The sequence below is a fragment of the Undibacterium umbellatum genome (assembly GCF_014284125.1).
Classification (GTDB): Bacteria; Pseudomonadota; Gammaproteobacteria; order Burkholderiales; family Burkholderiaceae_D; genus Undibacterium; species Undibacterium umbellatum.
This window is the reverse complement of the sequence record NZ_JACOFX010000015.1, coordinates 1-25,038: the sequence shown is the minus strand read 5'-3', so window position 1 is coordinate 25,038 and position 25,038 is coordinate 1. Positions and strand designations below refer to the sequence as shown.

General features: G+C 51.1%; 20 protein-coding genes. 13 read left to right on the top strand and 7 right to left on the bottom strand.

Annotated features, from left to right (window positions below):
- Positions 1-37: 37 nt before the first annotated feature.
- The 3 genes from H8L47_RS21900 to H8L47_RS21890 all read right to left on the bottom strand — a co-directional run bounded on the left by H8L47_RS21900 (position 38) and on the right by H8L47_RS21890 (position 2,872).
- Entirely contained in the window at positions 38-301 is a 264-nt protein-coding gene (locus tag H8L47_RS21900; protein WP_186955732.1) for a hypothetical protein, read from the bottom strand.
- Between the two features lie 158 nt (positions 302-459).
- Positions 460-1,767, bottom strand: coding sequence for an NCS2 family permease (locus tag H8L47_RS21895; RefSeq protein WP_186955830.1), 1,308 nt, complete (start codon positions 1,765-1,767; stop codon positions 460-462).
- Between the two features lie 196 nt (positions 1,768-1,963).
- Positions 1,964-2,872: a LysR family transcriptional regulator gene (locus tag H8L47_RS21890; RefSeq protein ID WP_186955731.1), complete on the bottom strand. Its 909-nt coding sequence runs from the start codon at positions 2,870-2,872 to the stop codon at positions 1,964-1,966.
- A 205-nt stretch (positions 2,873-3,077) separates the two neighbouring features.
- On the opposite strand from H8L47_RS21890, the gene gcl reads away from it, so the two are divergent.
- The 5 genes from gcl (at position 3,078) to pyk (ending at position 9,745) form a co-directional block, all read left to right on the top strand.
- Positions 3,078-4,853 (top strand): glyoxylate carboligase, encoded by a 1,776-nt coding sequence (gene gcl / locus H8L47_RS21885; protein ID WP_186955730.1) that lies wholly within the window; start codon positions 3,078-3,080, stop codon positions 4,851-4,853.
- A 110-nt stretch (positions 4,854-4,963) separates the two neighbouring features.
- Positions 4,964-5,743 carry a hydroxypyruvate isomerase gene (gene hyi / locus H8L47_RS21880; protein WP_186955729.1) on the top strand — a complete coding sequence of 260 codons (780 nt, stop codon included), beginning with the start codon at positions 4,964-4,966 and terminating at the stop codon, positions 5,741-5,743.
- Positions 5,744-5,920: 177 nt separating this feature from the next.
- On the top strand, positions 5,921-6,808 hold the full coding sequence (gene glxR, locus H8L47_RS21875; RefSeq protein ID WP_186955728.1) for a 2-hydroxy-3-oxopropionate reductase: 888 nt from the start codon (positions 5,921-5,923) through the stop codon (positions 6,806-6,808).
- 159 nt (positions 6,809-6,967) lie between these two features.
- Entirely contained in the window at positions 6,968-8,236 is a 1,269-nt protein-coding gene (locus H8L47_RS21870) for a glycerate kinase type-2 family protein (protein WP_186955727.1), read from the top strand.
- Positions 8,237-8,320: 84 nt separating this feature from the next.
- On the top strand, positions 8,321-9,745 hold the full coding sequence (pyk, locus tag H8L47_RS21865) for a pyruvate kinase (protein WP_186955726.1): 1,425 nt from the start codon (positions 8,321-8,323) through the stop codon (positions 9,743-9,745).
- Positions 9,746-9,757: 12 nt separating this feature from the next.
- Here the strand turns inward: pyk and H8L47_RS21860 are convergent, their stop codons facing one another.
- Together H8L47_RS21860 and H8L47_RS21855 are read right to left on the bottom strand one after the other, a co-directional pair.
- The gene (locus H8L47_RS21860) at positions 9,758-10,132 is read right to left on the bottom strand and encodes a VOC family protein (protein WP_186955725.1); all 375 of its coding nucleotides are present in this window, start codon (positions 10,130-10,132) and stop codon (positions 9,758-9,760) included.
- 164 nt (positions 10,133-10,296) lie between these two features.
- Positions 10,297-12,543: a M9 family metallopeptidase gene (locus tag H8L47_RS21855; RefSeq protein ID WP_186955724.1), complete on the bottom strand. Its 2,247-nt coding sequence runs from the start codon at positions 12,541-12,543 to the stop codon at positions 10,297-10,299.
- Positions 12,544-13,226: 683 nt separating this feature from the next.
- Here H8L47_RS21855 and H8L47_RS21850 point away from each other — a divergent pair.
- From H8L47_RS21850 to H8L47_RS21815, 8 genes are all read left to right on the top strand, one after another.
- Positions 13,227-13,733, top strand: a complete 507-nt coding sequence (locus tag H8L47_RS21850; protein ID WP_186955723.1) for an ATP phosphoribosyltransferase regulatory subunit — start codon at positions 13,227-13,229, stop codon at positions 13,731-13,733.
- A gap of 666 nt (positions 13,734-14,399) precedes the next feature.
- Positions 14,400-14,654, top strand: a complete 255-nt coding sequence (locus H8L47_RS21845; RefSeq protein ID WP_186955722.1) for a hypothetical protein — start codon at positions 14,400-14,402, stop codon at positions 14,652-14,654.
- A gap of 37 nt (positions 14,655-14,691) precedes the next feature.
- Positions 14,692-15,576: a sensor histidine kinase gene (locus tag H8L47_RS21840; RefSeq protein ID WP_186955721.1), complete on the top strand. Its 885-nt coding sequence runs from the start codon at positions 14,692-14,694 to the stop codon at positions 15,574-15,576.
- Positions 15,577-15,621: 45 nt separating this feature from the next.
- Positions 15,622-16,419, top strand: a complete 798-nt coding sequence (locus H8L47_RS21835) for a LytR/AlgR family response regulator transcription factor (RefSeq protein ID WP_186955720.1) — start codon at positions 15,622-15,624, stop codon at positions 16,417-16,419.
- A gap of 148 nt (positions 16,420-16,567) precedes the next feature.
- Positions 16,568-17,722 (top strand): AAA family ATPase, encoded by a 1,155-nt coding sequence (locus H8L47_RS21830; RefSeq protein ID WP_186955719.1) that lies wholly within the window; start codon positions 16,568-16,570, stop codon positions 17,720-17,722.
- A complete protein-coding gene (locus H8L47_RS21825; RefSeq protein ID WP_186955718.1) occupies positions 17,722-18,138 on the top strand; it encodes a bpX5 domain-containing protein in 417 nt (138 codons plus the stop codon). Before H8L47_RS21830 ends, H8L47_RS21825 begins: the two co-directional genes overlap by 1 nt.
- Positions 18,135-20,051: a hypothetical protein gene (locus H8L47_RS21820; protein ID WP_186955717.1), complete on the top strand. Its 1,917-nt coding sequence runs from the start codon at positions 18,135-18,137 to the stop codon at positions 20,049-20,051. The genes H8L47_RS21825 and H8L47_RS21820 overlap by 4 nt, the downstream gene beginning before the upstream one ends.
- Entirely contained in the window at positions 20,048-22,762 is a 2,715-nt protein-coding gene (locus H8L47_RS21815) for a bpX6 domain-containing protein (protein ID WP_186955716.1), read from the top strand. The genes H8L47_RS21820 and H8L47_RS21815 overlap by 4 nt, the downstream gene beginning before the upstream one ends.
- On the opposite strand, the gene H8L47_RS21810 is transcribed toward H8L47_RS21815, so the two are convergent.
- Together H8L47_RS21810 and H8L47_RS21805 are read right to left on the bottom strand one after the other, a co-directional pair.
- Positions 22,727-24,100 (bottom strand): hypothetical protein, encoded by a 1,374-nt coding sequence (locus H8L47_RS21810; protein ID WP_186955715.1) that lies wholly within the window; start codon positions 24,098-24,100, stop codon positions 22,727-22,729. The two genes, H8L47_RS21815 and H8L47_RS21810, sit on opposite strands and share 36 nt — an antisense overlap.
- A gap of 80 nt (positions 24,101-24,180) precedes the next feature.
- Positions 24,181-24,777 carry a hypothetical protein gene (locus H8L47_RS21805; RefSeq protein WP_222616643.1) on the bottom strand — a complete coding sequence of 199 codons (597 nt, stop codon included), beginning with the start codon at positions 24,775-24,777 and terminating at the stop codon, positions 24,181-24,183.
- Positions 24,778-25,038: the final 261 nt, after the last annotated feature.

Genomic DNA, 25,038 nt, shown 5'->3' with positions numbered 1-25,038 from the left:
AAGGTAATTTTTACGCCAGGAGCCTGCATGTGCTGAGCTAGTCTGGCCAGGATTTTTTCCTGAAAATCCGGAAAGTCGTCCAGCCAGTAAGGGCTGCCACACTGCCACCGAATAATTGCGCAACTGGCCACATGGATGCACCGCCACTTTGAACTGGTAATACATATTCAGAAAACAATAGCCATGCCAGCAAACTCGTCCATGGCAAGAAAGCGGCAAGCACAGCAGGAAAATTACCGCGGTAGAAACGGGCAACTGCAAAACCCATGAGTGCTGATGCAGATATGATAATTAGCCACATAAATTATCAAAGTTATTGATCATAAAGAAGTTTGACACATATTTCAGATGCACTAATCAGTGCAAGCACAAATCAGCGCGCAACAATACTTAAGTATGTAAACGTTAAAAGAGCTGCATGATCACTCATGCAGCTCTTTGCATTGACGAGGCTTCAACTCAGCCAGCACCCAGATAAATAAACTTGAACAGGAAAACTGCGGCGATTGCCCAGACGATTACTTTCACTTCTTTGGCACGACCAGTGAACAGTTTCAATGCCGCATAAGAAATGAAACCAAAGGCCACACCATGTGCGATCGAATAAGTGAAAGGCATGAACAGGGCGGTGATACCTGCTGGTATGCTTTCGGAGGTATCGCTCCAGTCTATCTCTACCAGTTCGCGCAGCATCAGGCAGGCAACATAGAACAGGGCTGGTGCTGTTGCATAGGCTGGCACCACCCCAGCTAGTGGCGCAATGAACAGGCAGGCCAGGAACAACAACCCCACCGCCACGGCTGTCAAACCTGTGCGACCACCAGCTTGCACGCCAGCCGCACTTTCTATGTACGCTGTAGTGCTGGAGGTACCCAGGAATGAGCCTGCAACAATCGCCGTACTATCTGCCAGCAAGGCGCGGTTCAGGCGTTCCATCTTACCATTCACCAGCAAACCCGCACGGTTGGCAACGCCCATCAAGGTGCCTGTCGCATCAAACAATTCAACCAGGAAAAACACCAGCACTACGTTCAAAATACCTACTGACAAAGCACCCATGATGTCGAGCTTGAACAGAGTAGGATCAAGAGAGGGTGGCATGGATACCACGCCATTAAAAGTATTCCCTCCAAAGAAAAAACTCAACACCGTTACTGTCAAAATACCGATGAGGATGGAGCCACGTACCTTGTATCTGTCCAGAGTAACGATCAGGAAAAAACCCAGTGCTGCCAGGATAGGTGGCGCCTTGTGCATATCACCTATACCCACCATAGTGGCAGGATTGGCAACCACGATACCTGCATTTTTCAGTGAGATCAAACCGAGAAAAAGCCCTATGCCAACCGTGATGGCCGTGCGTATGGATTGTGGTATGCCATTGACGATCATCTCGCGCAGCTTGAAAATACTAACGGCGATAAACAGGCAACCAGAGATGAAGACCGCACCCAGCGCCGCTTCCCAAGGGACGCCCATGCCCTTGACGACTGCATAGGTGAAGTAGGCATTCAGGCCCATGCCTGGTGCCAGCGCCATAGGGTAGTTGGCATACAGGCCCATGATCATGGTGCCTATCGATGCAGCCAGGCAGGTCGCAACAAAGACAGCATCCTTGGGCATGCCAGCGTCACCCAATATCGACGGGTTGACGAAAATGATATACGCCATGGTCAGGAAGGTGGTCAGCCCTGCCAGTAATTCTGTGCGTACGTCGGTATTGTTTTCTTTCAGTTTAAAAAACCGGTCGAGAAAGGAAAGCTGCATAGGGTTGGCACTGACGGGCCTGGGGGCATCTTTTGCAGCCGGAATTTGCTCGGAAGTTAACACGTTTTGTCTCCTTAATTATGGATAATCCAATTTTTTTTAATTTGTGAAAAGACGATAGCTCAATTATTTCCATATCAAGGCTAAGGAATTTCTATAGATGCTATTTGAATTTGAATATGTGTAGCCACATCCGTCAGTTTTTCAGCCAGTAGTCTGGCTGCGCATAGATGGCTTTCAGGGCATCGATAAAGAAGCGCGTCTTCACCGGCAAATGCCGTTGTTGCGGGTACACAGCGACGATGTCGTACTGCGGCAAGGCATAGTCATCCAGCACGGTAATCAGTTCGCCAGAGATCAGTTGCGCCTGTATCTCCCATGAAGATCGCCAGGCCAGGCCCAGGTCTTCACAGGCCCAGCGGTGTAGCAATTCGCCATCATTGCAATCCAGATTTCCAGCCACCTTGATGGTCACTGGCTTGCCGTTTTGCTGGAAATACCAGCCACGCTGTTGCCCACCCTGCAAATTGAAGGCCAGGCAATTGTGCTGTGCCAGGTCTTCCAGCGTGCGCGGTATGCCATGTCGCTCAAAATAGGCGGGCGTACCACAAACTACGCGGCGGTTGCTGGACAGTTTTACGGCAACAAAATTGGGATCGATATTGCCACCTATGCGTATGCCCAGGTCATAACCTTCCCGTACCAGATCGACCACCCGGTCAGTCAGGTTGAAGGATATCTGTACGGCAGGATTGGCCTTCACGAATTGCGGCGCATGCGGTGCCACATGCTTGCGCCCGAAAGCGGCGGGAGCTGATACGATAAGGTGGCCAGTGGCCTTGTGCCGCCCCTCGGACACCAGTTGATCGGCATAACCAAGGTCAGCCAGCAATTTGCGGCAGTGATCGAGATAGACCGTACCCTGTTCAGTCAGCGTCAGGTGGCGCGTACTGCGGTGCATGAGCTTCACGCCCAGACGCTTTTCCAGGGCGTCTATGCGGCGACCCAGCATGACAGGGGTGATATTCTGGCCCAGTGCGGCGCGTGCCAGGCTGCCTTTTTCAACGACATCGACGAAGGCTTCGATTTGGGTGAGTTTGTCCATGGTTTATCCATGTGAATTTGGCATGAAAACCCCTCACCACAGAGACACAGAGGGGCACAGAGTAAAACTTGAGGCTTATCTATTATTCCATACTTGAAGTATCGAATACAGCGAGAATTTGTCGTCTTATCAGCCATCCATTTTGCCATTAGCATGTGTTTCAACATCTGCATACACACGACTAATAGCAAAACTGGAGAGTAAAATGGCTAAGATGACGGCTGCGCAGGCGGCGGCTTATGTGTTGGAAAAAGAAGGCGTGCATCAGGCGTTTGGGGTGCCAGGTGCTGCGATCAACCCTTTTTATGCTGCGCTCAAGAAGCAGGGAACGATTAAACACATACTGGCGCGCCACGTGGAAGGTGCTTCGCATATGGCGGAAGGCTATACCCGCGCCCAGGCTGGCAACATCGGCGTTTGCATAGGTACCTCCGGCCCAGCGGGCACAGACATGATTACCGGCCTGTATTCTGCCCAGGCAGATTCCATACCCATACTCTGTATTACCGGGCAAGCACCACGGGCACGGCTGTACAAGGAAGATTTCCAGGCTGTGGATATTGAATCCATCGCCAAGCCTGTCACCAAGTGGGCGGTGACTGTGCGTGAACCGGCGCTGGTGCCCATGGTATTTCAGCAAGCTTTTCACATCATGCGTTCTGGCCGCCCTGGCCCGGTACTGATTGATTTGCCATTTGATGTACAGATGGCCGAGATAGAGTTTGACCCCGACACTTACCAGCCGCTGGAAGCGTATAAACCCAAGGCCAGCCGCGCCCAGATAGAAAAAGCCCTGGCCATGCTCAATGATGCGGAGCGTCCATTGATTACCGCTGGAGGCGGCATCATCAATGCCAATGCTGCAAATTTGCTGGTGGAATTTGCCGAGCTAACTGGCGTACCTGTGATACCTACGCTGATGGCCTGGGGTACGATTGCTGATGACCACCCGCTGATGGTAGGCATGGTCGGTCTGCAAACCAGCCACCGTTATGGCAATGCCACCATGCTGGCATCTGACTTTGCACTGGGCATAGGCAATCGCTGGGCCAACCGGCATACGGGTTCCATTGATGTGTTTACCAAGGACAGGAAGTTTGTCCACATCGATATAGAACCCACCCAAATCGGGCGCGTATTTGGCCCTGACTTTGGCATCGTCTCTGATGCAGGCGCCGCTTTAAAACTGCTCATTGATGTCGCGAGGGAGTGGAAGGCGGCAGGCAAGCTCAAAGACCGTTCTGCCTGGGTGGCAGAATGCCAGCAACGCAAACGCACCATGCTGCGCCGCACGCATTTTGATAATGTGCCAGTCAAACCGCAACGCGTCTATGAAGAAATGAACAAGGCCTTTGGCCGCGAAACCTGCTATGTCAGCACCATAGGTCTGTCGCAAATCGCCGCCGCACAATTCCTGCATGTGTATTACCCGCGTCACTGGATCAACTGCGGTCAGGCTGGCCCACTGGGCTGGACCATACCAGCGGCACTGGGCGTTTGCGCGGCTGACCCGCAGCGCCAGGTGGTTGCTATCTCTGGCGATTATGACTTCCAGTTCATGATAGAAGAACTGGCCGTCGGCGCGCAATTCAAGCTGCCTTACCTGCACGTGGTCGTCAACAATTCTTACCTGGGTTTGATACGTCAGTCGCAGCGTGGCTTTGACATGGATTACTGCGTGCAACTGGCGTTTGAAAACATCAATGCACCAGAACTGAATGGTTACGGAGTAGACCATGTTGCCGTCGTCGAAGGCCTGGGCTGCAAGGCCATACGCGTGACGGAGCCTAGTGCCATTGCTGACGCCTTTGCCCAGGCCCAGCGCTGGATGCAAGAGTTCCGCGTACCTGTCGTCGTAGAAATTATTCTGGAACGCGTCACGAATATCGCCATGGGTACCGAGATCAGCAATATCAATGAATTTGAAGAACTGGCGACGGAAGATGCTCATGCACCAACTGCCATTGCCGTGCTCGATTAACTAAAACCGATACAAAACTTTCAGGCACCGGGCCTCCCCGCCCGATGCCCCGTAGACTCCCGTAGCCTGGCTGCGGGAGGCTTACGGTCACTCATCTACAAGGATATGCGATGACCAGACTGGCCGCCAATCTCAGCATGTTGTTTACCGAACATGCATTTCTCGACCGCTTTGCCGCTGCTGCGCAGGCAGGTTTCAAGGCTGTGGAATTTCTGTTCCCCTATGCATTCGAAGTGAAACAGATCGCAGAAAAACTGCAAGAAAACAATCTGCAACTGGTGCTGCACAATCTGCCTGCAGGTAACTGGGAAGCAGGGGAACGTGGTATCGCCTGCCACCCTGACCGTGTCGATGAATTCCGCCAGGGTGTGGATATTGCCATCGCCTATGCCACGGCACTGAAGCTCACACAACTGAATTGCCTGGTCGGCATACGCCCAGCAAATGTCAGCGCAGAACAAGCAGAGCAGACCCTGGTCAGCAACCTGCGTTATGCGGCTGACAAACTGAAGGCAGCGAACATCAGCCTACTCATCGAAGCCATCAATACCTTCGACATACCCGGCTTCTTTTTATCCAGCACACAGCAGGCACTGGGCCTGATACGCGCCACCGGTTCAGACAATATCTTCGTGCAATACGACATCTATCATATGCAGCGCATGGAAGGTGAACTGATCAATACCATCAAGAACAATCTGGCGATGATCAGGCACATACAACTGGCCGACAACCCGGGCCGCTTTGAACCCGGCACGGGTGAAATCAATTACCGCACTATCTTCGCCGCACTTGACGACATGGGCTACCAGGGCTGGGTGGGCTGCGAATACAAACCGCAGAACGGCACTGTCGCTGGACTGGGCTGGATTAAATCGCACGGCCTTTAAATATCGTAAGACCTCTCAACACAGAGACACGGAGACACAGAGAAAGGCATGAGAAAAACTTTATTCTTTCATGCTATCTCAAAAAAATGAATTCTCTCTTTTGTTTTTCCTCTGTGTCTCTGTGTCTCTGTGGTTAATGGTCTTCATTAAACAAAAAAGAAACTATCAGGAACTATCATGGCTAAAATTGGATTTATAGGTTTGGGTATCATGGGCGCACCTATGGCTGGGCATTTGCAGGCGGGTGGACATAAGCTGTATTTGCACGACATCAAGAACCCGCCGTTTGAATTGATAGAGCGCGGTGCCACGGTGTGTACCACGGGTGAAGAAGTTGCCAAGCGTGCTGACATCATCATCATCATGGTGCCGGATACGCCGCATGTGGAAACTGCGCTGTTTGGCGAGAATGGCGTTGCTGCTGGACTCGAAGCTGGCAAGATCGTGGTGGATATGAGTTCCATCTCTCCGATTGCCACCAAGGACTTCGCGAAAAAAATCAATGCCCTGAAATGCGAATACCTGGATGCACCGGTGTCCGGTGGTGAAGTCGGAGCCAAGGCAGCCAGCCTGACCATCATGGTCGGCGGCCCGGAAACTGCTTTCGACAAGGTTAAACCCCTGTTCGAGTTGATGGGCAAGAACATCACTCTGGTCGGTGGCAATGGCGATGGCCAGACCACCAAGGTCGCCAACCAGATCATCGTCGCCCTGAACATACAAGCCGTGGCCGAAGCCTTGTTGTTTGCTTCGAAGGCTGGCGCGGACCCAGCCAGGGTCAGGCAGGCACTGATGGGTGGCTTTGCCGCATCCCGCATACTGGAAGTGCACGGTGAGCGCATGGTGAAACGTACCTTCAACCCTGGCTTCAGGATAGAGCTGCATCAAAAAGATTTGAACCTGGCCTTGCAAGGGGCAAAAGCTTTGGGTGTCTCTTTGCCAAATACCGCAGCGGTGCAGGAATTGATGAATGCCTGTTCGGCGAATGGCATGCGCGGCCTTGATCACTCGGCCCTGTGCCGGGCGATAGAGATTATGTCGAATCATGAGATTGCCAAGGCTTGATCGTACTTAGCCTTCAACGGTGGATGCACGAAAAAGATTCACCTGGCGTAAAGCTGTTTGAAGGCATACTCGAATTTGAAAGAATTTCGATTTGTAGGTTGGGCCGGGCCCAACCTACAAAGTTATATAAGCAACGCAAAGTTTTCAGGAAAGCCCCAAATGACCACCCTAGCCCCACGCCAGTTCTTGCTCGATCTCTACTCCAGCGCCATCGCCGCCGTCAGCGCAGAGAAATGCCTGCCCGAGTTCCTGCCACCACCTCCGGCAAAAGGCCGCACCCTGGTCATTGGTGCCGGTAAAGGCGCAGCAGCCATGGCCAAGGTGGTGGAAGATCACTGGCAGGGTGAGCTCACGGGCCTGGTGGTCACACGTTACGGCCACGGTGCAGACTGCCGCAAGATAGAAGTGGTGGAGGCCGCCCACCCTGTGCCGGACGAAGCAGGCAAGCAGGCAGCAGCACGGATACTGGACATGGTGCAAGGGCTGGGCAAGAATGATCTGGTACTCTGCCTCATCTCTGGCGGCGGCTCAGCCTTGCTGGCCCTGCCTGCAGATGGCATCAGCCTGGAGCAAAAACAGGCCATCAACAAGGCCTTGCTGAAAAGTGGTGCAGCAATTTCAGAAATGAATTGTGTGCGCAAGCATTTGTCGGCCATCAAGGGCGGCCGCCTGGCACTGGCCTGCGCCCCGGCACAGGTAGTGACTTTGCTGATATCGGATGTACCCGGTGATGAACCCGGCATCATCGCCAGCGGCCCTACCTTACCTGATGCCACGACTTGTGCAGAAGCCCTGGCAATCTTGCGCAAATACGAGATCGCTATTCCAGCAGAGATTTTGCAGCATCTGGAAAGCGGGAAAGGCGAAACACCGAAACCGGATGATGCGCGTTTTGAAGGCCATAGCCATCATGTTATCGCCACTGCACAGGAGGCACTGGAAGCCGCCGCAGCTACCGCACGTGCAGCAGGTATCACACCCTATATTTTGTCGGACGGCATAGAGGGCGAAGCACGCGATGTTGCCCTGGTACATGCAGCGTTGGCAAAGCAGGTGGCCAGACATGGCCAGCCATTTGAAAAACCCTGCGTACTGATTTCTGGCGGTGAAACCACAGTCACCGTGCGTGGCACAGGACGCGGTGGCCGCAATGCAGAATTCTTGCTGAGCCTGGCAGTAGCACTCGATGGTCATGCTGATATCCACGCCATCGCCTGCGATACTGATGGCATAGATGGTTCGGAAGATAATGCCGGGGCACTGTATGCGCCAGATTCAATCGCCCGCGCCGCTGCCAGGCAGATACGCTCCCGTAGCCTGCTGGAAAACAATGATGGTTATGGATTCTTTAGCGCACTCGATGACCTGGTCGTCAGTGGCCCGACACGCACCAACGTCAACGACTTCAGGGCCATCCTGATCTTGTAAGACGTAATCCAAATATTCAAAGGCAGCAAGAACACGACGCATCGCGCCGTGATGGCTGCCGCCTATAACAAATGAAAGCATACTATGCACCGCAGCCGCAAAGCTAAAATTGTCGCCACCCTGGGCCCTGCCAGCAGTAGCAAGGAAATGATAAAGGCGCTGTTCAAAGCCGGTGCCGATGTATTCCGTTTCAACTTCAGCCACGGCAGCCATACCGACCATCAACTGCGCTGCAATATCGTGCGTGAGATCGAAGCTGAGTTGGGACGCCCCATCGCCATCCTGGCAGACTTGCAAGGTCCGAAACTGAGAGTAGGGCAATTCAGCGCAGGTCGGGTGATACTGACAGCGGGACAGGATTTCATACTCGACAGCGATAGCACACCTGGCGATGCAAACCGGGTCTGCCTGCCACATCCTGAACTGTTTGCCGTCATCACCGCCGGGCAAGCATTATTGCTCGACGATGGCAAGCTGCGCCTGCAAGTCATGGACAGTGATGCGCACAGCATACGCACCCGCGTCATCAATGGCGGCGCACTGTCGGACCGCAAAGGCGTGAATGTGCCGGATGCCGTCTTGCCCATACCTGCACTGACTGAAAAAGATAAACGCGACCTGGCATTTGCACTCGACATGGGCGCAGACTGGATAGCCCTGTCCTTTGTGCAAAGACCAGAAGACGTGGCAGAAGCCAAAGCCCTGGTAGCAGGACGTGCAGGCGTACTGGCCAAGCTGGAAAAACCGGCCGCACTGGACAGGCTGGAAGAGATCGTCGCGGCGTCAGATGCCATCATGGTGGCACGTGGTGACCTGGGTGTGGAACTGCCACCAGAGCGTGTACCCGGTGTGCAAAAACGCATATTGCGCGTTTGCCGCAGCCATGGCAAACCTATAGTCATTGCCACCCAGATGCTGGAGTCCATGATAGCTGCCCCAGTGCCTACCCGAGCTGAAGCATCTGACGTAGCCAGTGCAATTTATGATGGGGCAGACGCAGTCATGCTGTCGGCAGAATCTGCCAGTGGTGCCTACCCGGTTGCTGCAGTTGAGATCATGGACCGTATCATCAGTGAAGTCGAACGTGATCCCCTGTATAAAAACATGGTCGCCGCCCAGCATGAAGCGCCGCAAAATAATAAGGGCGATGCCATTTGCGCCGCGCTGCGTTCGGTCACGCAAATTGTTGGTGCGGTTGCTACGGTTACCTATACCACGTCTGGCCATACCAGCCTGCGTGCTGCACGTGAAAGGCCAATGGCACCCATACTCAGCATTACCCCAACGATGAATACCGCCCGTCGCCTGGCCCTGGTATGGGGCGTGCATTCCAGTGTCAGCGATGTTGTGTCCAACGAAGACATACTGGTTGCCACCGCCTGCCGTACTGCATGGCAGGAAGGCCTGGCGCAAGTTGGCGAACAGATTGCGATTACAGCAGGTGTACCTTTCGGCCAGCCTGGCTCTACAAATCTATTGAGGATAGCCGAGATCTGGCCGCAACATTAGCAGATAGCCTCATCACTCCCAGACGTTGACATCGCTGGCAGTATGAAAATCTGGCCGCTGGGGATTAACGACGCAAAACCGGTGTCCCGTCGGTGCTTCCATGACGACCCAGTGCTCCATTAGCTTGACGACTTTGGCACCGAGTTTTTCCAGGCGCTGGACCTCAGCTTCCTTGTTATCGGTTTCTATGTCGAGGTGTATGCGGCTTGGGTGCTCAACCTTTTGCAGCAACATTTTCGGGCCAGTAGGTGTTGCCTCAAGGACGACGTATTTGTCATCCGCATCTCCGGCAGGGTAAGCTAAGGCTGCAGCCCAGAAATTGACTCCTGGCTCGATATCATCCACCTGGCAATCAATCACAAAACATGCCAATCTACTTTTATGCATATTGAGCTCCGTTCATTGCGTGGATGTACAGAATATCAAAAAAACAGCTTTAGCGAGTTTATTGCATAAAAAAGGGGCAGGCATTTGCATGCCTGCCCCAACAGCTTGTTACATTTTTCTTATACAGACTGGTTTGCGCTTAGCAAGCAGCCAGTTTGGCTTTATCAGTCATACGTTGCCGACACATTCACACCAGCAAAACTCTGTCTTGCGCTGAGTACGATGTAGTACCAGCGGTTGGCAGTAGGATTGCTGATCGTGACGCTCTCATCATTACCGCTCTTGACGGAAGCATAGTCATAGATACCTGTACTTGGATACTTGTCCACGGATACATACATATCCACATCACCAGTACCACCGCTAGTGGTCAGTTTGAGGTTTTTCGCACCGGCTGGCACCATGATGTAGGCGTAGGTTTGTGTGCTGGATACATAACCGCGTTTCACGCAGTTTTTACCCAGGTAGCTACCGGCTGGACAATCAGGCAAGCTGTTATCAACTGGCAGTGGTGGTTCACCTGCAGTAGTCACCGTAGTAAGCCAGCTTGCAAACTCATTGTCGTAGCGTGTGCCTATATTGTTCATATAAGCTTGGTAACCATCATAATCACCAGCACGGAACTTGGCGAGGACGACATCGACATCACTGCGATGTTTTTCCATCATGAAGCGGGTTGCCATGTAGCCCCAGTTATAGGCACGTGCCACATAATCAGGCATGGAATAAGTGTTGCCAAAAATCTGGCTGAGCTTGTATGCTGTACCTGATCTGGTTGCGTCTATGGCTTTCTGGTTATTGTTTTTCAGGGACAGATATTCGGCAATACCTTCTATCCACCAGACTGTAGGTTTGACTGTACCGTCACCAAAATCGCCTTTCATGTCGTAACGGCCATCAAGGTAATGGACGTATTCATGCTGCAAATTCCAGACATGGAAAGCTGGACGCAGCCAGGAAGCTTCGTGCGCAACAAAGCGCGCCTGGTTACCTGCAACACTAGGGTCACCTTCCAGATACATGCCACCATTATTGGTGTCGATACCGTACAGCAGCGATGCATACTTGCCATAGTTGGTATAGTCATCAAAGACCACCACTTCCAGTGCCGAATTATTGTCAGCAGCTACTGGCTGACGCTTACTTTGCACCATGGTGTGGAAATATGTTTCTTCTGCCGCCAGCATGGCACAAGAATCCTGCATCTGCGCCGTTGTCATGTCCTGAGCACGAATCTTCAAGCTGGGGCTGCAAGTGTAGTTGTTTTTCAGTATGGTATTGGCCAGTGTGGTCTCGTAATTGCAAGTACCGTATTCTGCGCAATTGGCATTGTCATAGTATTTGACTGCAGAGGCTGCATTCAACCACATCATGGCATCTGCACCTGTCATGGTGGAATGACTGAGCTGGTACTTGACCATGGGCTTGACCGTAGACAACTGGTTAGGATATTGCATGAAGCGGAAGGCTTCATTCTCGGTGTCGCTGAGTTGATATTCCCGTGGTGTGCCCAGTAAGGCTGCCTTGTTGTTGACGATAAAATTGTTCAATGTAGTCGCATACGACAAATCATTGCGCAACAATGGCAATGCATCTGGCCTTGAATGACCGTAGAACAGCACCGTCAGCGCAGCTGTAAAGCCATCCGCCACAGTATCGGATTTCAAGGCATCACTCGCTGCTGGATTGGAAGGCGTGTTTGTATAGCGCGTGATGATATTTTTTACGCTCGACAAATAGTAAGCTTCATCATGCAAATTGGTCACCAGCTTCAAAGTCTCTGCTGCTGTGCTTGGTCCTGCGGTATTGATCTTGAACAGTTGATTACCATCGACCAGTTGTTTGATAGGGCCGCGCATGCTGGTCAGCAAGCTGGCAGCCGGTGCCGGGATGGTATTACCGCCAGCCAAATAATAACCGGCGCGCAAGTAAATGATCAGATTGACCAGATTCATATTGGTCGCATTGTAGTTCGACGCTTCTTGTGCAAAGCGGTTAACCACAGCTGTGAAATTTGCGGGAGAATAAACCTTTGCCGCTTCAGTTGCATTCAATGAGAACAAGCCGTAATGGCATTCATAGCTGGGCAAATTAACGATGTAAGTTGCTAGTGCATCGCCGCTGTAGCCAGCCAGGGTCGACATGTTTTTGCAATCAGCCGATGGTGGTGGTGCCATCAGATTTTTCTGCTTGTTGACGATGCCCAGATCCAGGCGTGGTGCATTTGTCGGCGGCAGATTGAATTTCTTTTGTTCTGCTGTCGGCGGCAAACTTTGCCTTTGATGCGGCATCGGTGCTTGCTTCAAGCGCGTATGCTCTTCTGTTTCTGCAGCTTGAACAACTTGCATAAAGCCTGTCAAACTGAGCGCCAGTAGTCCGGCCACGCTTGCGATTTTGTTTGGATATAACATGAATTACGTCTCCCTGATTGTTGAAGAGTTCTAAGCAATACCGCCCCCTTCAGGCTTTTTCATTCGTCAGTTTGTAGACTGACGCCGCCTGAATTTCTTGAAGCAGGTATTTACCGACTCCCTATGTGTGAAAGCAGCAGACATGCATTTGCATGCCGCTGCTTCCTTGTATCAATGCCTGAACAAACCTATTAAAAACATCGCCAGACATTGTTTTTACCAAATGCAAATGTCATCTGGTGGAAATATATTAGTAATATATTTTATAAATATCTAGATCAAATTTCACAAAACCAGAAAATTGGGTGTTTATTAAGCAGGGCGGAATTTTAAGTTTAAAAATCCAAAGCGGAAAGAATAAAGTTTTGAAAAGTTGTAAAAATACGTAACAAAAAAATCCTTAAATTCATCAAGAAATCACATTTCTGTATTTTGATGTTCTTGATTGACAGAAACAGCCAGCGAATTTATGATCAAGCCATGACTACTTTCGCCATATCTTTTCTGCACGCAACTTCACATCAGTCACATCGCTGGCTGGGAGAGCTATTGCTTGGATGAATGTTAAGCCCCATCACTAAGAAAGCCCTCTCAGCCTGCACAGAGGGCTTTTTTATTTCTGCTGACAGCAGGGCCCAGCCCATGCGCAGCAGCTATGTTGCAATGCAATGATGGAGTCAAGTATGGAATTAAGAATAGATGAGCAGTGCCGCGGCGTCCGCATCCTGGTTGGGGAAGAAGTTAAAGAGAGGCGTCGCCTACTGAATGCCCTGATCGGTATCGCCGAAGCGTATGGCTTTAACGAGATCATGCTGCCATCGCTGGAACCAGCGAATATCTATGTCAACAAGGCAGGTACTGAAGTGCTGTCACAGATGTATGTTTTCCCTGATAAAAAAGGCAGATCACTATGCCTGCGCCCCGAAGCTACGGCCACTGTGCAACTGCTCGCTGACAAGCACTTCAAACAAAAAAGAAATCAAAAGCTCTGGTATTTCGAACGCTGCTGGCGTTATGAAAAACCGCAGGAAGGACGCTACCGGGAGTTCTACCAGTTTGGGGTGGAAATCATCAATCCTGATAGCCCTTCCTGTCGGGAAGAACTGCTGTCCATGGCAACACAAATGGTCGCTTTAAAAACGAATGCCTATGAAGTTGCCACCGCTGTCAAACGCGGCCTGGACTACTAGAACTCATTTCATAAATAGGGTGAGTGCGAACAAGACGATTTGGGATGCAGTGCAAGGCGTGACCTGCAGCTAAGGCTCCTGCCTTAGCAAAGGGCGCAACGCTGCAATGCGCCCAAATCGTTAGTTCCCGAAGGGTTTGCCTCATAACGCGTGCTGGACTGCGTTGGACTCGTTATCAATAGCACCGCTATTGACTGCCTCGTCCGCCTTGCCAGCCCACGTTATGAGGCAAACGCATCTCACCCTATTTATGAAATGAGTTCTACACAGAGGCGGGTTTTGAAATCTCTGTCCCTGCCCTGGGTGCGCAAAAGCAGGTAGTCGGTGGCGGCAGTTATAAGCAAGGCATAGGTTTTGGCCTGGGTTTTGACAGACTGATGTTATGTAAAAAATAAAACCTTCTTTTGGAAAAAAGCTTGTTTGCCACTTGCGCAGCGAGCTTCTTCAGGCCAGGACTTGCCTGGTCTCCCATTCATCCTGAAAAACTACCGTTAAACCTGATCAAGTTACTGTTAGTCGCAGCAGACTATTGCCTTATAAGAGTGCCTGCTATTCTGCCTACATGGATGCAGTGAGTCATCCAGCAAACAGGAGAAGAAAATGAGTTCTCAAACTGAAAACACTACTTTGGTCACCGTTGAAACAGAAACTAACAGGAGCGATAACATGAACAACACAAACAACCCTATCCTTGCCTTTGTAAAAAACCTGGCTGATGCATTCAAATATGTAGGCCGCCATGCCTTTACCTGGGTAATGCAGGCTTCATGGAAAAAACTGTTGCTGACTTCTGTCCTGACTTTGATCGCTGGTGGCATTCTGCATCTCTCAGCATTGGCGAATGGCGCAGTGTTTGGCGCTATCATCGTCAAATTGTTTGCCGACAAAGACAAGACTGAAACAAGCCCACAAACTGAATAAGCCGCTTTGACATTTAAGCAGCGAACGGAAAACTAGTATGAAGCATCGCGACGATAACAAGGTACTGAACTTCATCATGGATGTCACCGACACCGTGACCGTAGTCTGGTGGAAGTTCTTTGACTGGCTGGCTGTGGTTCCCTGGTCATCCTTACTGGGCATCTCGCTGGTGGCAATGATCATAGGAGGCGCACTTGGTCTGGGTGGCCTGATGCCCATGCTGGTATTTGCCTCAATCATCATCAAAAGCCTGGCAGGCGGCAAGCGCCGTGCAGAAATCGCCGCCACTGCCGCTGCCACCCGTGCCGATGTCGAAGCGCTGGAAAGAAGAGTGCTGGAAGCAGAAATGGCCGCCTTGCAGGCACAGATAGAACCACATTTCCTGTTCAATACCCTGGCGCTGATCGGCCAGTTAATAGAAACGAATCCGGCACAGGCCACGGTAGTGCACCAGCACTTGATCAAATACCTGCGCTCTGCCATGCCGCAAATGCGCGACAAAGGTAATGGCAAACTGGGCCAGCAAATGGACATGTGCCGCGCCTACCTGAACATCATGCAGGCTCGCATGCAGGAAAGACTGACTTACGATATAGACTTGCCATCTGAACTGGAATTTTTGCCCTTCCCTTCGATGATGATACAAACTCTGGTCGAAAATTCCATCAAACATGGGCTGGAACCCAAGACTACAGGCGGCCACATCAGCATCACGGCCAAGAAAGTAGACGGTCAATTGCTGGTAGAGGTCAACGACAATGGCATGGGCTTTGACCTGCATGCCGACGATGGCATGGGCCTGACGAATATACGGGAACGCCTGAAAGTCCTGTATTCAGGCAAGGCGCAACTCGTCATTGAAGCACCGCAAACTGGTGGCGCTATCGTCGGCATACTCGTGCCTGTAGACACAAAGCAGTAAGAACATTATTCTTACTCATTCCACAATCCAACACCAGGTAAGAGCATGTCCGCCACTGCAATGATAGTCGATGATGAAAGCCCCATGCGCGACCAGTTACGCGCACGCTTGCAACAAGTATGGCCAGATTTGTCCATTATTGCGGAAGCGGCTAATGGCATCGTCGCGATAGAGCAGGCTGAAGAGCTGCGTCCCGACATCATCTTCCTCGACATACGCATGCCCGGCAAGAACGGCATAGAAGCCGCCAGCATGTTGGCTAAACAGGCACTGGTAGTATTTGTCACTGCCTACGATGAATACGCGATACAGGCATTCGAGCGCGGTGCCATGGATTATCTGTTGAAGCCAGTAGAAGCCGACAGGCTGGCTGGCACATGCCAGCGCCTGCAAGAGCGATTACAACAGCGCCAGCAAGAAAAAACAGCGCCAGCCGCCACCAATACCGCCAGCGACCAGGCAAAGCAGGTCGAACAAATGCTGACGCAATTAATGCAGCAGCAAAGCCAGAAACGTGAATACCTGCGCTGGATACAGGCCAGCGTAGGCACCAGCCTGCGCATGGTCAGCACCAAGGAAGTTTTGTTTTTCCGCTCCGACGAAAAATATACCCTGGTGCAGGCTGAGCAGGCTGAATACCTGATACGAAAATCACTGAAAGAGCTGGAAGACGAACTCGATCCCAAAGAGTTCTGGCGCATACACCGCTCCACCCTGGTGCGCGTCTCTGCCATTGCTGAAGTCACCCGCGATTTCCGTGGCCGTCAGTTGATAGGCTTGAAAGGCCATGCAGAGAAACTGGAAGTCAGCCGCAATCACACCCATCTTTTTCAGCAAATGTAGTTCTGCCCTTTGCCCACCTTCACGCGCTGGCAAGGCATGGCCTATCCAGTTGAACAGCAGCGAGGCGGTTTATAATCAGGCACCCGGGCAATCATCTGGTACTTAAGTTGCTCTTGCCACCCATCCTACTATCAAAGCACATTCACCCATGCAAGAGTCAACAGCAAGTTTGAAAGAAAGAATACGTGAAGCAAGCCAGGAAGCTTCGTCGCGCATCAGGGACGCCATAAGGGAAGCCACCACAGGTTTGATCGACCGTGAGCAACTGGCAGAACTGATGATACTGGGCGCGGTGGCACAAGAACATTTGCTGGTCATCGGTCCACCAGGTACGGCAAAAAGCGCGGTTGTGCGTCGTGTTGCACAAAGCCTGGGTGGGCAATATTTTGAATATCTGCTGGGGCGCTTTACTGAACCATCAGAATTGTTTGGCCCCGTCAATCTGACAAAATTGCGTGAAGGCACGGTAGAGACCGATATCGCCGGCATGTTGCCAGAAGCAGAGATTGCCTTCCTCGATGAAGTCTTTCTCGGTTCGACGGCCATTCTCAATACCCTGCTAGGTGTGCTCAATGAGCGCCAGTTCAAGCGCGGCCATACCCGCATCAAATGCCCTTTGCGTATTTGTGTAGGTGCAGCCAATGGCTTGCCGGAAGATGAAGGCCTGGCCGCTTTTGCTGACCGTTTCCTGTTGCATGTGTTTGTAGAGGCAGTGCCAGATGCACGCCTGGAAGACTTGCTGGAAGGGGGCTGGCAAGTCAATCACCGTACTGTAGTACCCAAGGCAGACCTGGGCAGTCTTGATATTTTGAATCGTGCAGTGCCTTTGGTAGACATGGCAGAAGTACGGAGTGACCTGGCACAGGCAATACGCCAATTGCGCGAGTCCAATGTCTTATTGTCCGACCGCCGCATCGTCAAGGCGCAGCAATTGATCGCCGCCGCCACCGTGCTGGCTGGCCGCCAGGTCGCGACCAGGGCAGACTTATGGCCGCTGGTCTACGTCATTCCTACCGCAGCAGGCCAGCGCAATGCCCGCGAAGTATTGCGTGACTTGCTGGCACAGGCCCGCCACCCTTTACTGCAAGCCGTAGTGGAAGAAGCCGTGCAACAGCCGCTGGCACGCATAGCACGCCTGGCAGAAACAGCAGATAGTTTGCTGGCGAATGCTGATAGCGATGATTTCCAGAAATCAGCAGAAGCCTTGCTGCGCGAAATTGATGCCAATTTTGTCAAGACAGGCTTGCCGGCAGAGCTGGAAGAACGACGCGAACAACTGATCGCTGCCCTGGAATCAGACTGATGGCAGTATTGGAATGGGTAGCCAATGAACAAGCGCCCGCACCGGCAGGTCTAATAGCGCTTGCCGGTGTCGCCAGGCAGTTGCTGCACAAGCTGCAAACGCTGGCGGCAAATGAGCTGAGCCGTTTGTCTGTCGTCGCCAGCCGCGACATGCTGGTCGTGCTGGGGCCACCAGATATCTTACCATGGCTGGATGGCGTGCAGTATTGCGCACCGCATCCCCAAGCACGCGACCTCTGGCTGCCTACGCATACTGGTCCCAGTCTCTCTGCTGATCTGGTGCAGGCAGCACTTGCCAGGCGGCTGGGTGCGCACCCCATACTCTTATTGAACCAGCCAGAACAAATCATCCCGCTGGCAGATGCTGTCTACCTGTCTGCTGATTTGCTGCTCTGGCTATTGCAGGAACTTGAATGAACCCGCTTGTCCAGCAAGTTGATTTGCAAGCACAACTACAACCCCAGTTGCCTCTACCCAGGGCGCTGGAACCGTGGCGCGACTGGCTGACGCTATTCCCGCCCGAATTGACCGAAGCTATCGGGCAAATGCTGTTACGCCTTGATCCCTTGGTCGGGCGTCTGAAATTCGCTTCACAACGGACTAATGACGAGCCCGTGGGCATAGGCAACATCGTGCAGCGAGGGAATTATGATCGGCTGCTGATGACAGAGTGGCTGTTTGCCGATGCCGAGCCTGATGAATTCATACGACGTGCAGCAAGTGGTGAATTATTATTCCTGGGAACAGAACCAGATATACGTCTGCGTTCACAAGTTTGCATTGCCTTGTTTGATGCCGGGCCCATGCAATTGGGTGAACCGCGCCTGGCCCATGTTGTACTATTCATTTTGTTGTCACGCCGCGCAGAAGAAGCTGGCGCGCATTTCAAATGGGGGATATTGCAAAACCCCGGCGTCTTGCATGAGACTCAGGGGCGCGAGGCCATCAAGGCTTTGCTGACCAGTAAGAGTTTGCGCAACGCCACAACCACTGAGCTTGATGCCTGGGATACCCTATTAAAAGAACAGGATAAAAATAGCTGCGACTGCTGGCAAATATCAGCTGCCCACACTGCACGCATCAAACGTGCCAGCAGCCTGCTCAATATCAAGCTTGATCTGTTCAACAGCAGGGCAGACAGTAGTTTGCAGCTGCTACAAGTCTTACTCAGCCAGCGCAATAATGAGCGGGAAATCTCGCTGGAGTTGCCCGCCAGCGACGTAGCCATACGCATCTTGCGCGAACCCTTCAAACGCCTGGATGGCCTGGCTCATATAAGAAACGGCAAGAACCGGCCTTCATTAAAACAAGCCCCACGCTTTGCCAGTAAAGGCTGCTGGCTGGCAGTACCGCAACTGGATGGTGGCATCATCATTTACAACGTGCCGCAGTCCGTGCGTGCGGCACCAGGAAAATTTCGCCATGTCAGGTTGCCGTCCAAGGGCAGTATCCTGGCGGCAAGTGTTATGGGGAAGAACCTGGCATACATTGCGGCTGACGGGCTGGAACTAAGTTTTCATGGCTTCCCTAGCCAGCATTTCTCTTCTAAAAAAGTAGTGGTACAAAGACCTGAAATGAAATACTTCAGGGCTTCAATTGGTGGCACGCGCTGGTTGCCAACTTACTTCATGGAATCCAGAAAAAATACACGCAGCGTCGCCAGGGTGTTCGTGCAGGACATAGACCAGCATCTGGTGTGCTGGGAATCACTGATTGAATCAACAAATGTGGTGGGAAGCCGTAAGCTTGAACCCTCAGAGCCACGCTTCAAATCCATAGCCAGCAATGTCATCGGTTCGGATTTTCTTGCTCAACGTCTGTTGTATTCAGTGGCTGAAAATGGCGGTACAAAAATTTTCCGCTGGCACGCTCATGAAGATACGCCTCTATCAGTGGCAACTATCCCTCATGTGGGACAACGCATTTTATTCGGCAATGAATATTCCTGGTCCTATGCCACCAATTTCGAACACGGGCTGCTGGCATTGCAAATCAGTGAAAATGAATGGTGGATAGGGACATCGAATGCCCATGTCGTGAAGACCATTCCTTCTACTCTGGAAGTCGTGGGTGTCACCAGCATGCTGCACCATGGTGAAGATGACTTTGGCCTGGTGGTGTTGAGCCAGGACAAACACAGCATACAATTCATCGGCCAGACCAAACAGTCTGATTTGCATAAGTCAGCCGAAGCTATCGCCAAAATCAGCATGGATGCAGACAGTGGCCGCCTTGCATGGGTCTTGCAAAATACCCTGACTATCAAAGTACGCGGACTGAAAGAAGAAGCGCTGTTACTCAATGTGACAACGGATGGAGTGTTAACATGAAGCCCGCTGTACGGCGCCCCCTGTTTGATGGCACACGCGAATTGCGCGGCATCTGGTTTGACCCTGACCTGATAGGAGAAGACCGGGCACGGTCACGCATCCTGCAACACTGGCAGCCAGGTTCACGACTATATAAAGTATTCAAGGGATATTTCCTCGAATTTCCCCAAAAGCGGTACCTGCATTGTGCCGGGCTGGACGGCCTGGCCATCGCTGAAGTCAATGGGATTTTGACGAGCGCACCTCTGCATGCAGATGAATTTGCGGCGATTTCCAGCAATAGCTTTTGCCTGGTAGCTGGTGCGCAAATTCAAACAACAACACTGACTCTGACTGACAGGATAGATCCGTCTGCATGGCTGGACCTGAGTGCAATTAGCGTGCGCACGCCACTGGCGTTTCCTAAAGCAGGGCAACAATCCACCATCGAAGAGCCAGCACCAGGCAAAGACATACGGGACATACTTGGGGACGCGATTCCACCAGCCAGTGACAAGCAAAAAGCATTTCTGGATGAAACCGCCGAGCTCATTGAAGGAGGAAAGCTACCTGAGGATGCGTATCAAAAAAACCCCTTGTCACAAAGAGTCGGGTCTGTTGCACTCAGTGCGCTGGGCTTGATGGCTAGTTGGTTAAGCAATCTTGTCGATTTCCGCCGAAAAGGAAAAGATCAGGCATGGGGAGCATCTGCCAAGTCAGAAGAGCTGTCCCCTTTGGCACAAAAGCTGGCAGACTTTGCCGAAAAAATAGCAAGCATGTCCAGCATCTCCAAATTGCTGGGGAAACGCCAGGCCAAATTCTTGAGCGAGATGATGGACATGTTTGAGCGCGGCGACTTGAACGAAGCATTGCGTCACGCCATACCACTGGATTCCTTGCAAAAAAAGAATACGCGCCAGGCTTTCGGCATACCCAGAAGGCGCGACAATCTCAGCATCAGCAATGGTAGCGGGATGAGTTCCAGCATCAATTTTGGCGACAGTGTGCAAGAGCATTTGCGGCAATTGTACCGTCGTACTTTCGAGCGCCTGGACAGGGAAGGCAAGATTGATGAAGCAGTATTCGTGCTGGCAGAGCTGCTGAAGTCAGGTACGGAGGCCGTCACTTACCTGGAAAGCAAAGATAGGATAAAGCAAGCCGCAGAACTGGCTGATACGCTGGAACTGGCGGCAGAAATACGCGTGCGCCTGTGGTGGCTGGCAGGTGATTTTGAACGGGCAGCCAGCATTGCCCGTCTATTCAACAGCTTTGCAGAAGCCGTGCATCTGCTGGATAAAAAGCATGCAAAAGAAGGCCGCGAGCTGCGCAAACATTGGGCGCAGGCCGTGGCAGCAAGAGGTGACCTGGCTGATGCCGCTGAGATATTGTGGCCACTGGAAGAAGAGCGCGAGCAAGCACTGTCATGGTTGTCTCAGGCTGAACGGGCGGGTGGCATACTGGGTGTACGTGCACTGACCAGAAAGTTGTCCCTGCAAGTGTCAGACCTGAAACAGAGTGAAGCCAGCATCAGGCACATCCTGGATATGCCAGGCGAATCTGGTGCACAATTGCGCGCCAGGCTGGCACTGGAATTGATGACTCTTAAAGAGCGTTCACCTGCCAGCACCAGGCTGGCGGCTGAAGTCTTGCGTCATGTACTGGCAGAACGTTCTGCTGGCCTGAATCAATTGCAGAAACAGGATATCACCCGTCTGACTGAATTTGCCGACGCCGCTGTTTTGCGTGCCGACCTGCCTGCCCTGAACCTGCCTGTGGATACGGCAACCATAGCCTTCATCGCCAGGAGAGATCCGCTGGAAATGCTGTTTGAAGAACGTGGTCTGATGCGTATCCATGATGCCTGCCGTTTGCCAGATGGCCATTACTTGCTTGCCCTGGGGGAAAGCGGCGTCAGCATAGTCAACCAGGTCGGCAAGCAACTGGCACACTACCCCATCCCGGCACACCACCTGGTATTGTCTGATAATGGACAACGCGCACTGGTGCTGGCGAAACGGGACAGCAGCATGCGCATCAGCCGCATAGACTTGCAGAGCCGCAGCGTCGCTGACTGGCTCAACATGCCGCTGACATTCTGGTCGCGCCGTTATGATGGCCTGCACTGGAACGTGGTGATGAACAATCGCCTGCTGGCGATAGATACCAGTGTCGATAAATTGTATGTGGTCTGGCAAATTGCTGACTTGCCCGGGGAGATATTCGCCTACGCGGAGAACAACCATGCACAAACCCTGCTGATCGGTACAGACGACGGCTTCGAGCAATGGCGTTATCTGCTGCCCAGCCGTCGCCTTAATCAGCGCGATTCATGGGTTTTGCCAGACTCAGATGTATGGCGCATACTGCCAGTCGACAATGCCGACGAGCCCGCCAAAATCTATTTGAAAAGCAATGGTGACAGCAATGCCATCTTGCTGGCGAAATCCAGTCTGGTAGCTGGTTTCGAAGTGAACACGGGTGTTTCACAACAAGCCCCGGAAGTTCATCTGGAAGATGGCATGATCTTTGTCGCATCGACCAATGACGGGATCACGCTCTGGGAAGTAAAAAATCTGGCGTTGGGAAAAACTTTGCTGAAATTAGCTTTACCCTCTGCTGACCATCCTGGCGTACATGTGCAGCGCGACTTCATCATGCTGTTCGACCGTGCGGGACGGCTGGTGGAAATTAACCGTTCAAATGGTCTGGTCAGGGCCATGACGGTTAATTGAAGATGGAGTAGCTCGCCTGCGTTTTATCTGACGAAATAATTTTCGTATACCTTTGTGCGAGTCGTAGGCAAGTTCTTCCACTATTTCTTCGGACAGGACTGCATTCTGGACAAGAATTTCTAACAAATCCCGTCTATGTATAGAGCAATTCATGCTGTAGTACATTGCTTCCAGAGGTGCCTTGCAATCAGTCCCTGGATTAGCTTTAAATATGGCGATGATGCCCTGTACAAGAAGATGCACTTCATCAAAATTCTTTGCTCGTCCTATTACTTCCAGCAAGATTTCTGCATCCCCTGTCTGATAGTTACTAACCAGTAGATGTAAGTACTCACGGGGGATACGCTCTTCCCGAATTTTCTTCAAGGCCAGAGCGCGTATGTCATCTCCAGAAAAATGGCTAAGCGCGAGCACGGCATTATTCACTGCCACAGTCTGATGATTTTTTTTACCGCTCGCAATTTTTAGTAAAGGCGCATAATCAAAAGGAAATTTCGTCGCGTAGAAAAAACGTAGATACTTGAATTTTCTGAGTTTCTCTTTTTCATCCAGAAAATTTCGGGCAACTGTGATTATCTCTTCCGGGTTCATCTTCAAAGTGCGTACACTTCTAAACCCGGCACGTTTATATGGACGATTGATAATTTCCTCCACATCTTTAACCGTGTAGGCTGAAGGCTCTTTCCGGCGTGAGTGTTGGAAAGGCTCTATCGCAGATATCAATTTGAAATAGTTCTGGATGTAGGGATTTTCCTTAGCTGCAGACTCAAATTCTTTAAAGACATCCAGCGCAGGATTAGCGTCCTGAAACTCGTCTATATCCCAGCGATATTCATACCATGCCCATTCTTCTTCAGGGAGCCTGCCTATCTTTTCCGCTAGCTTGAATAATCCCTGCAAACCATCCATCTTCAAGATCCGTTCATTTCCACAAAGCTCATAGCCATCTTCAAAAGATTTCTCGAATCGCTCAAGAAAAATATCGCGTGCATGAAGATTTCCATCCTGATAGAAATGCAGGGCAAGGTCACACAATTGATTCAGATCAGAGACGTCGGATTTTTTCTTTTTGAGTTTTTGAAGTACTGCTTTTTCTATCAAGGCTCTATTCTTAGCCCGCCTGATCATCGGGTATAAATAATCGGCTCTGCTACCTTCAGATTGAGCATCATTTGCGAGATTCTTAACGGATGCCGCAATGAGTTCTTTGGAAAAATCCAGCTGTGGATGTGCTTTCATAAGCAGCATTGCTCTACCTGTACCCAGGTTCAAGGAATGAAAAAACTGCTTTTGCAATTCGGCAATTTCAGGTAATTCTAAATAGCTATTTTTAGCCATGCAGTATCAATATATATTCTGGTTTACAAAGAAATTCGTTCAAAGTTTTGGATGTATAAACCACTCATAAATAAACATCACTAAGCTTTCATTTTTGAACGCGAAAGTTTTATATTACGGGATAATTTTCGTAAATCTTCATCCGCATCATAAGCGAGTTCCTTCACAATTTCCTCTGACAAGACTTCATTTCTATTTAGCAGATCTATCACGCTCCATCTATGGATTGCACAGTTCATGCCATAGTACATGGCTTCCAGCGGTGCCTTGCATTCCGGGTCTGGATTGGCCTCAAAGATATCAATAATACCCGCTACCAGTTCATGCATATGATGGAAATTATCTGAACGCTGTATGATTTCCAGCAGAATTTTTGCATCACCGGTTTGATAATTATTGACCAGTAATCTCAGGTAATCTCTGGGCGTTTTTTCACTGGAAAATTTTTTAAGTGCAAATGCACGGATTTCATCGCCGCTGAAATGGCTGAGAGCATCCACAGCATGCATTATCCTGCGATTTTTTTTACCATTTTTTGCGCTTGCCAATGCCAGCAAGGGAGCGTAGTCAAATGGGAATTTAGTTTGGTCGAAGAAGCGTAAGTATCTATGTTTTCTCTTCTTATCTTTTTCATTGAGAAAACTTCTGGCAACTTGCTCTATATCTGCCTGGCTCATACCTTCAATATGAGATGTCCAAAATCGTATATACCTGCGATCTTTGTTAACAATCTCTTCAACGTCAGCGAATGTATAAGGTTTGATCTTGCCGCGCCTATAATTTTTTCTTGGTTCAACCGATAATATCAAATCGCGAGTTCAAATAAGAAGTGCAACAGAAGCTAAATTGGTTTGAATGGGAAGATGCGGTAGCATCCGAACTTCCAGACCTCCAAGTCAAAGTTGCCCGAAATGACATACACACATCTTACCCAAGAC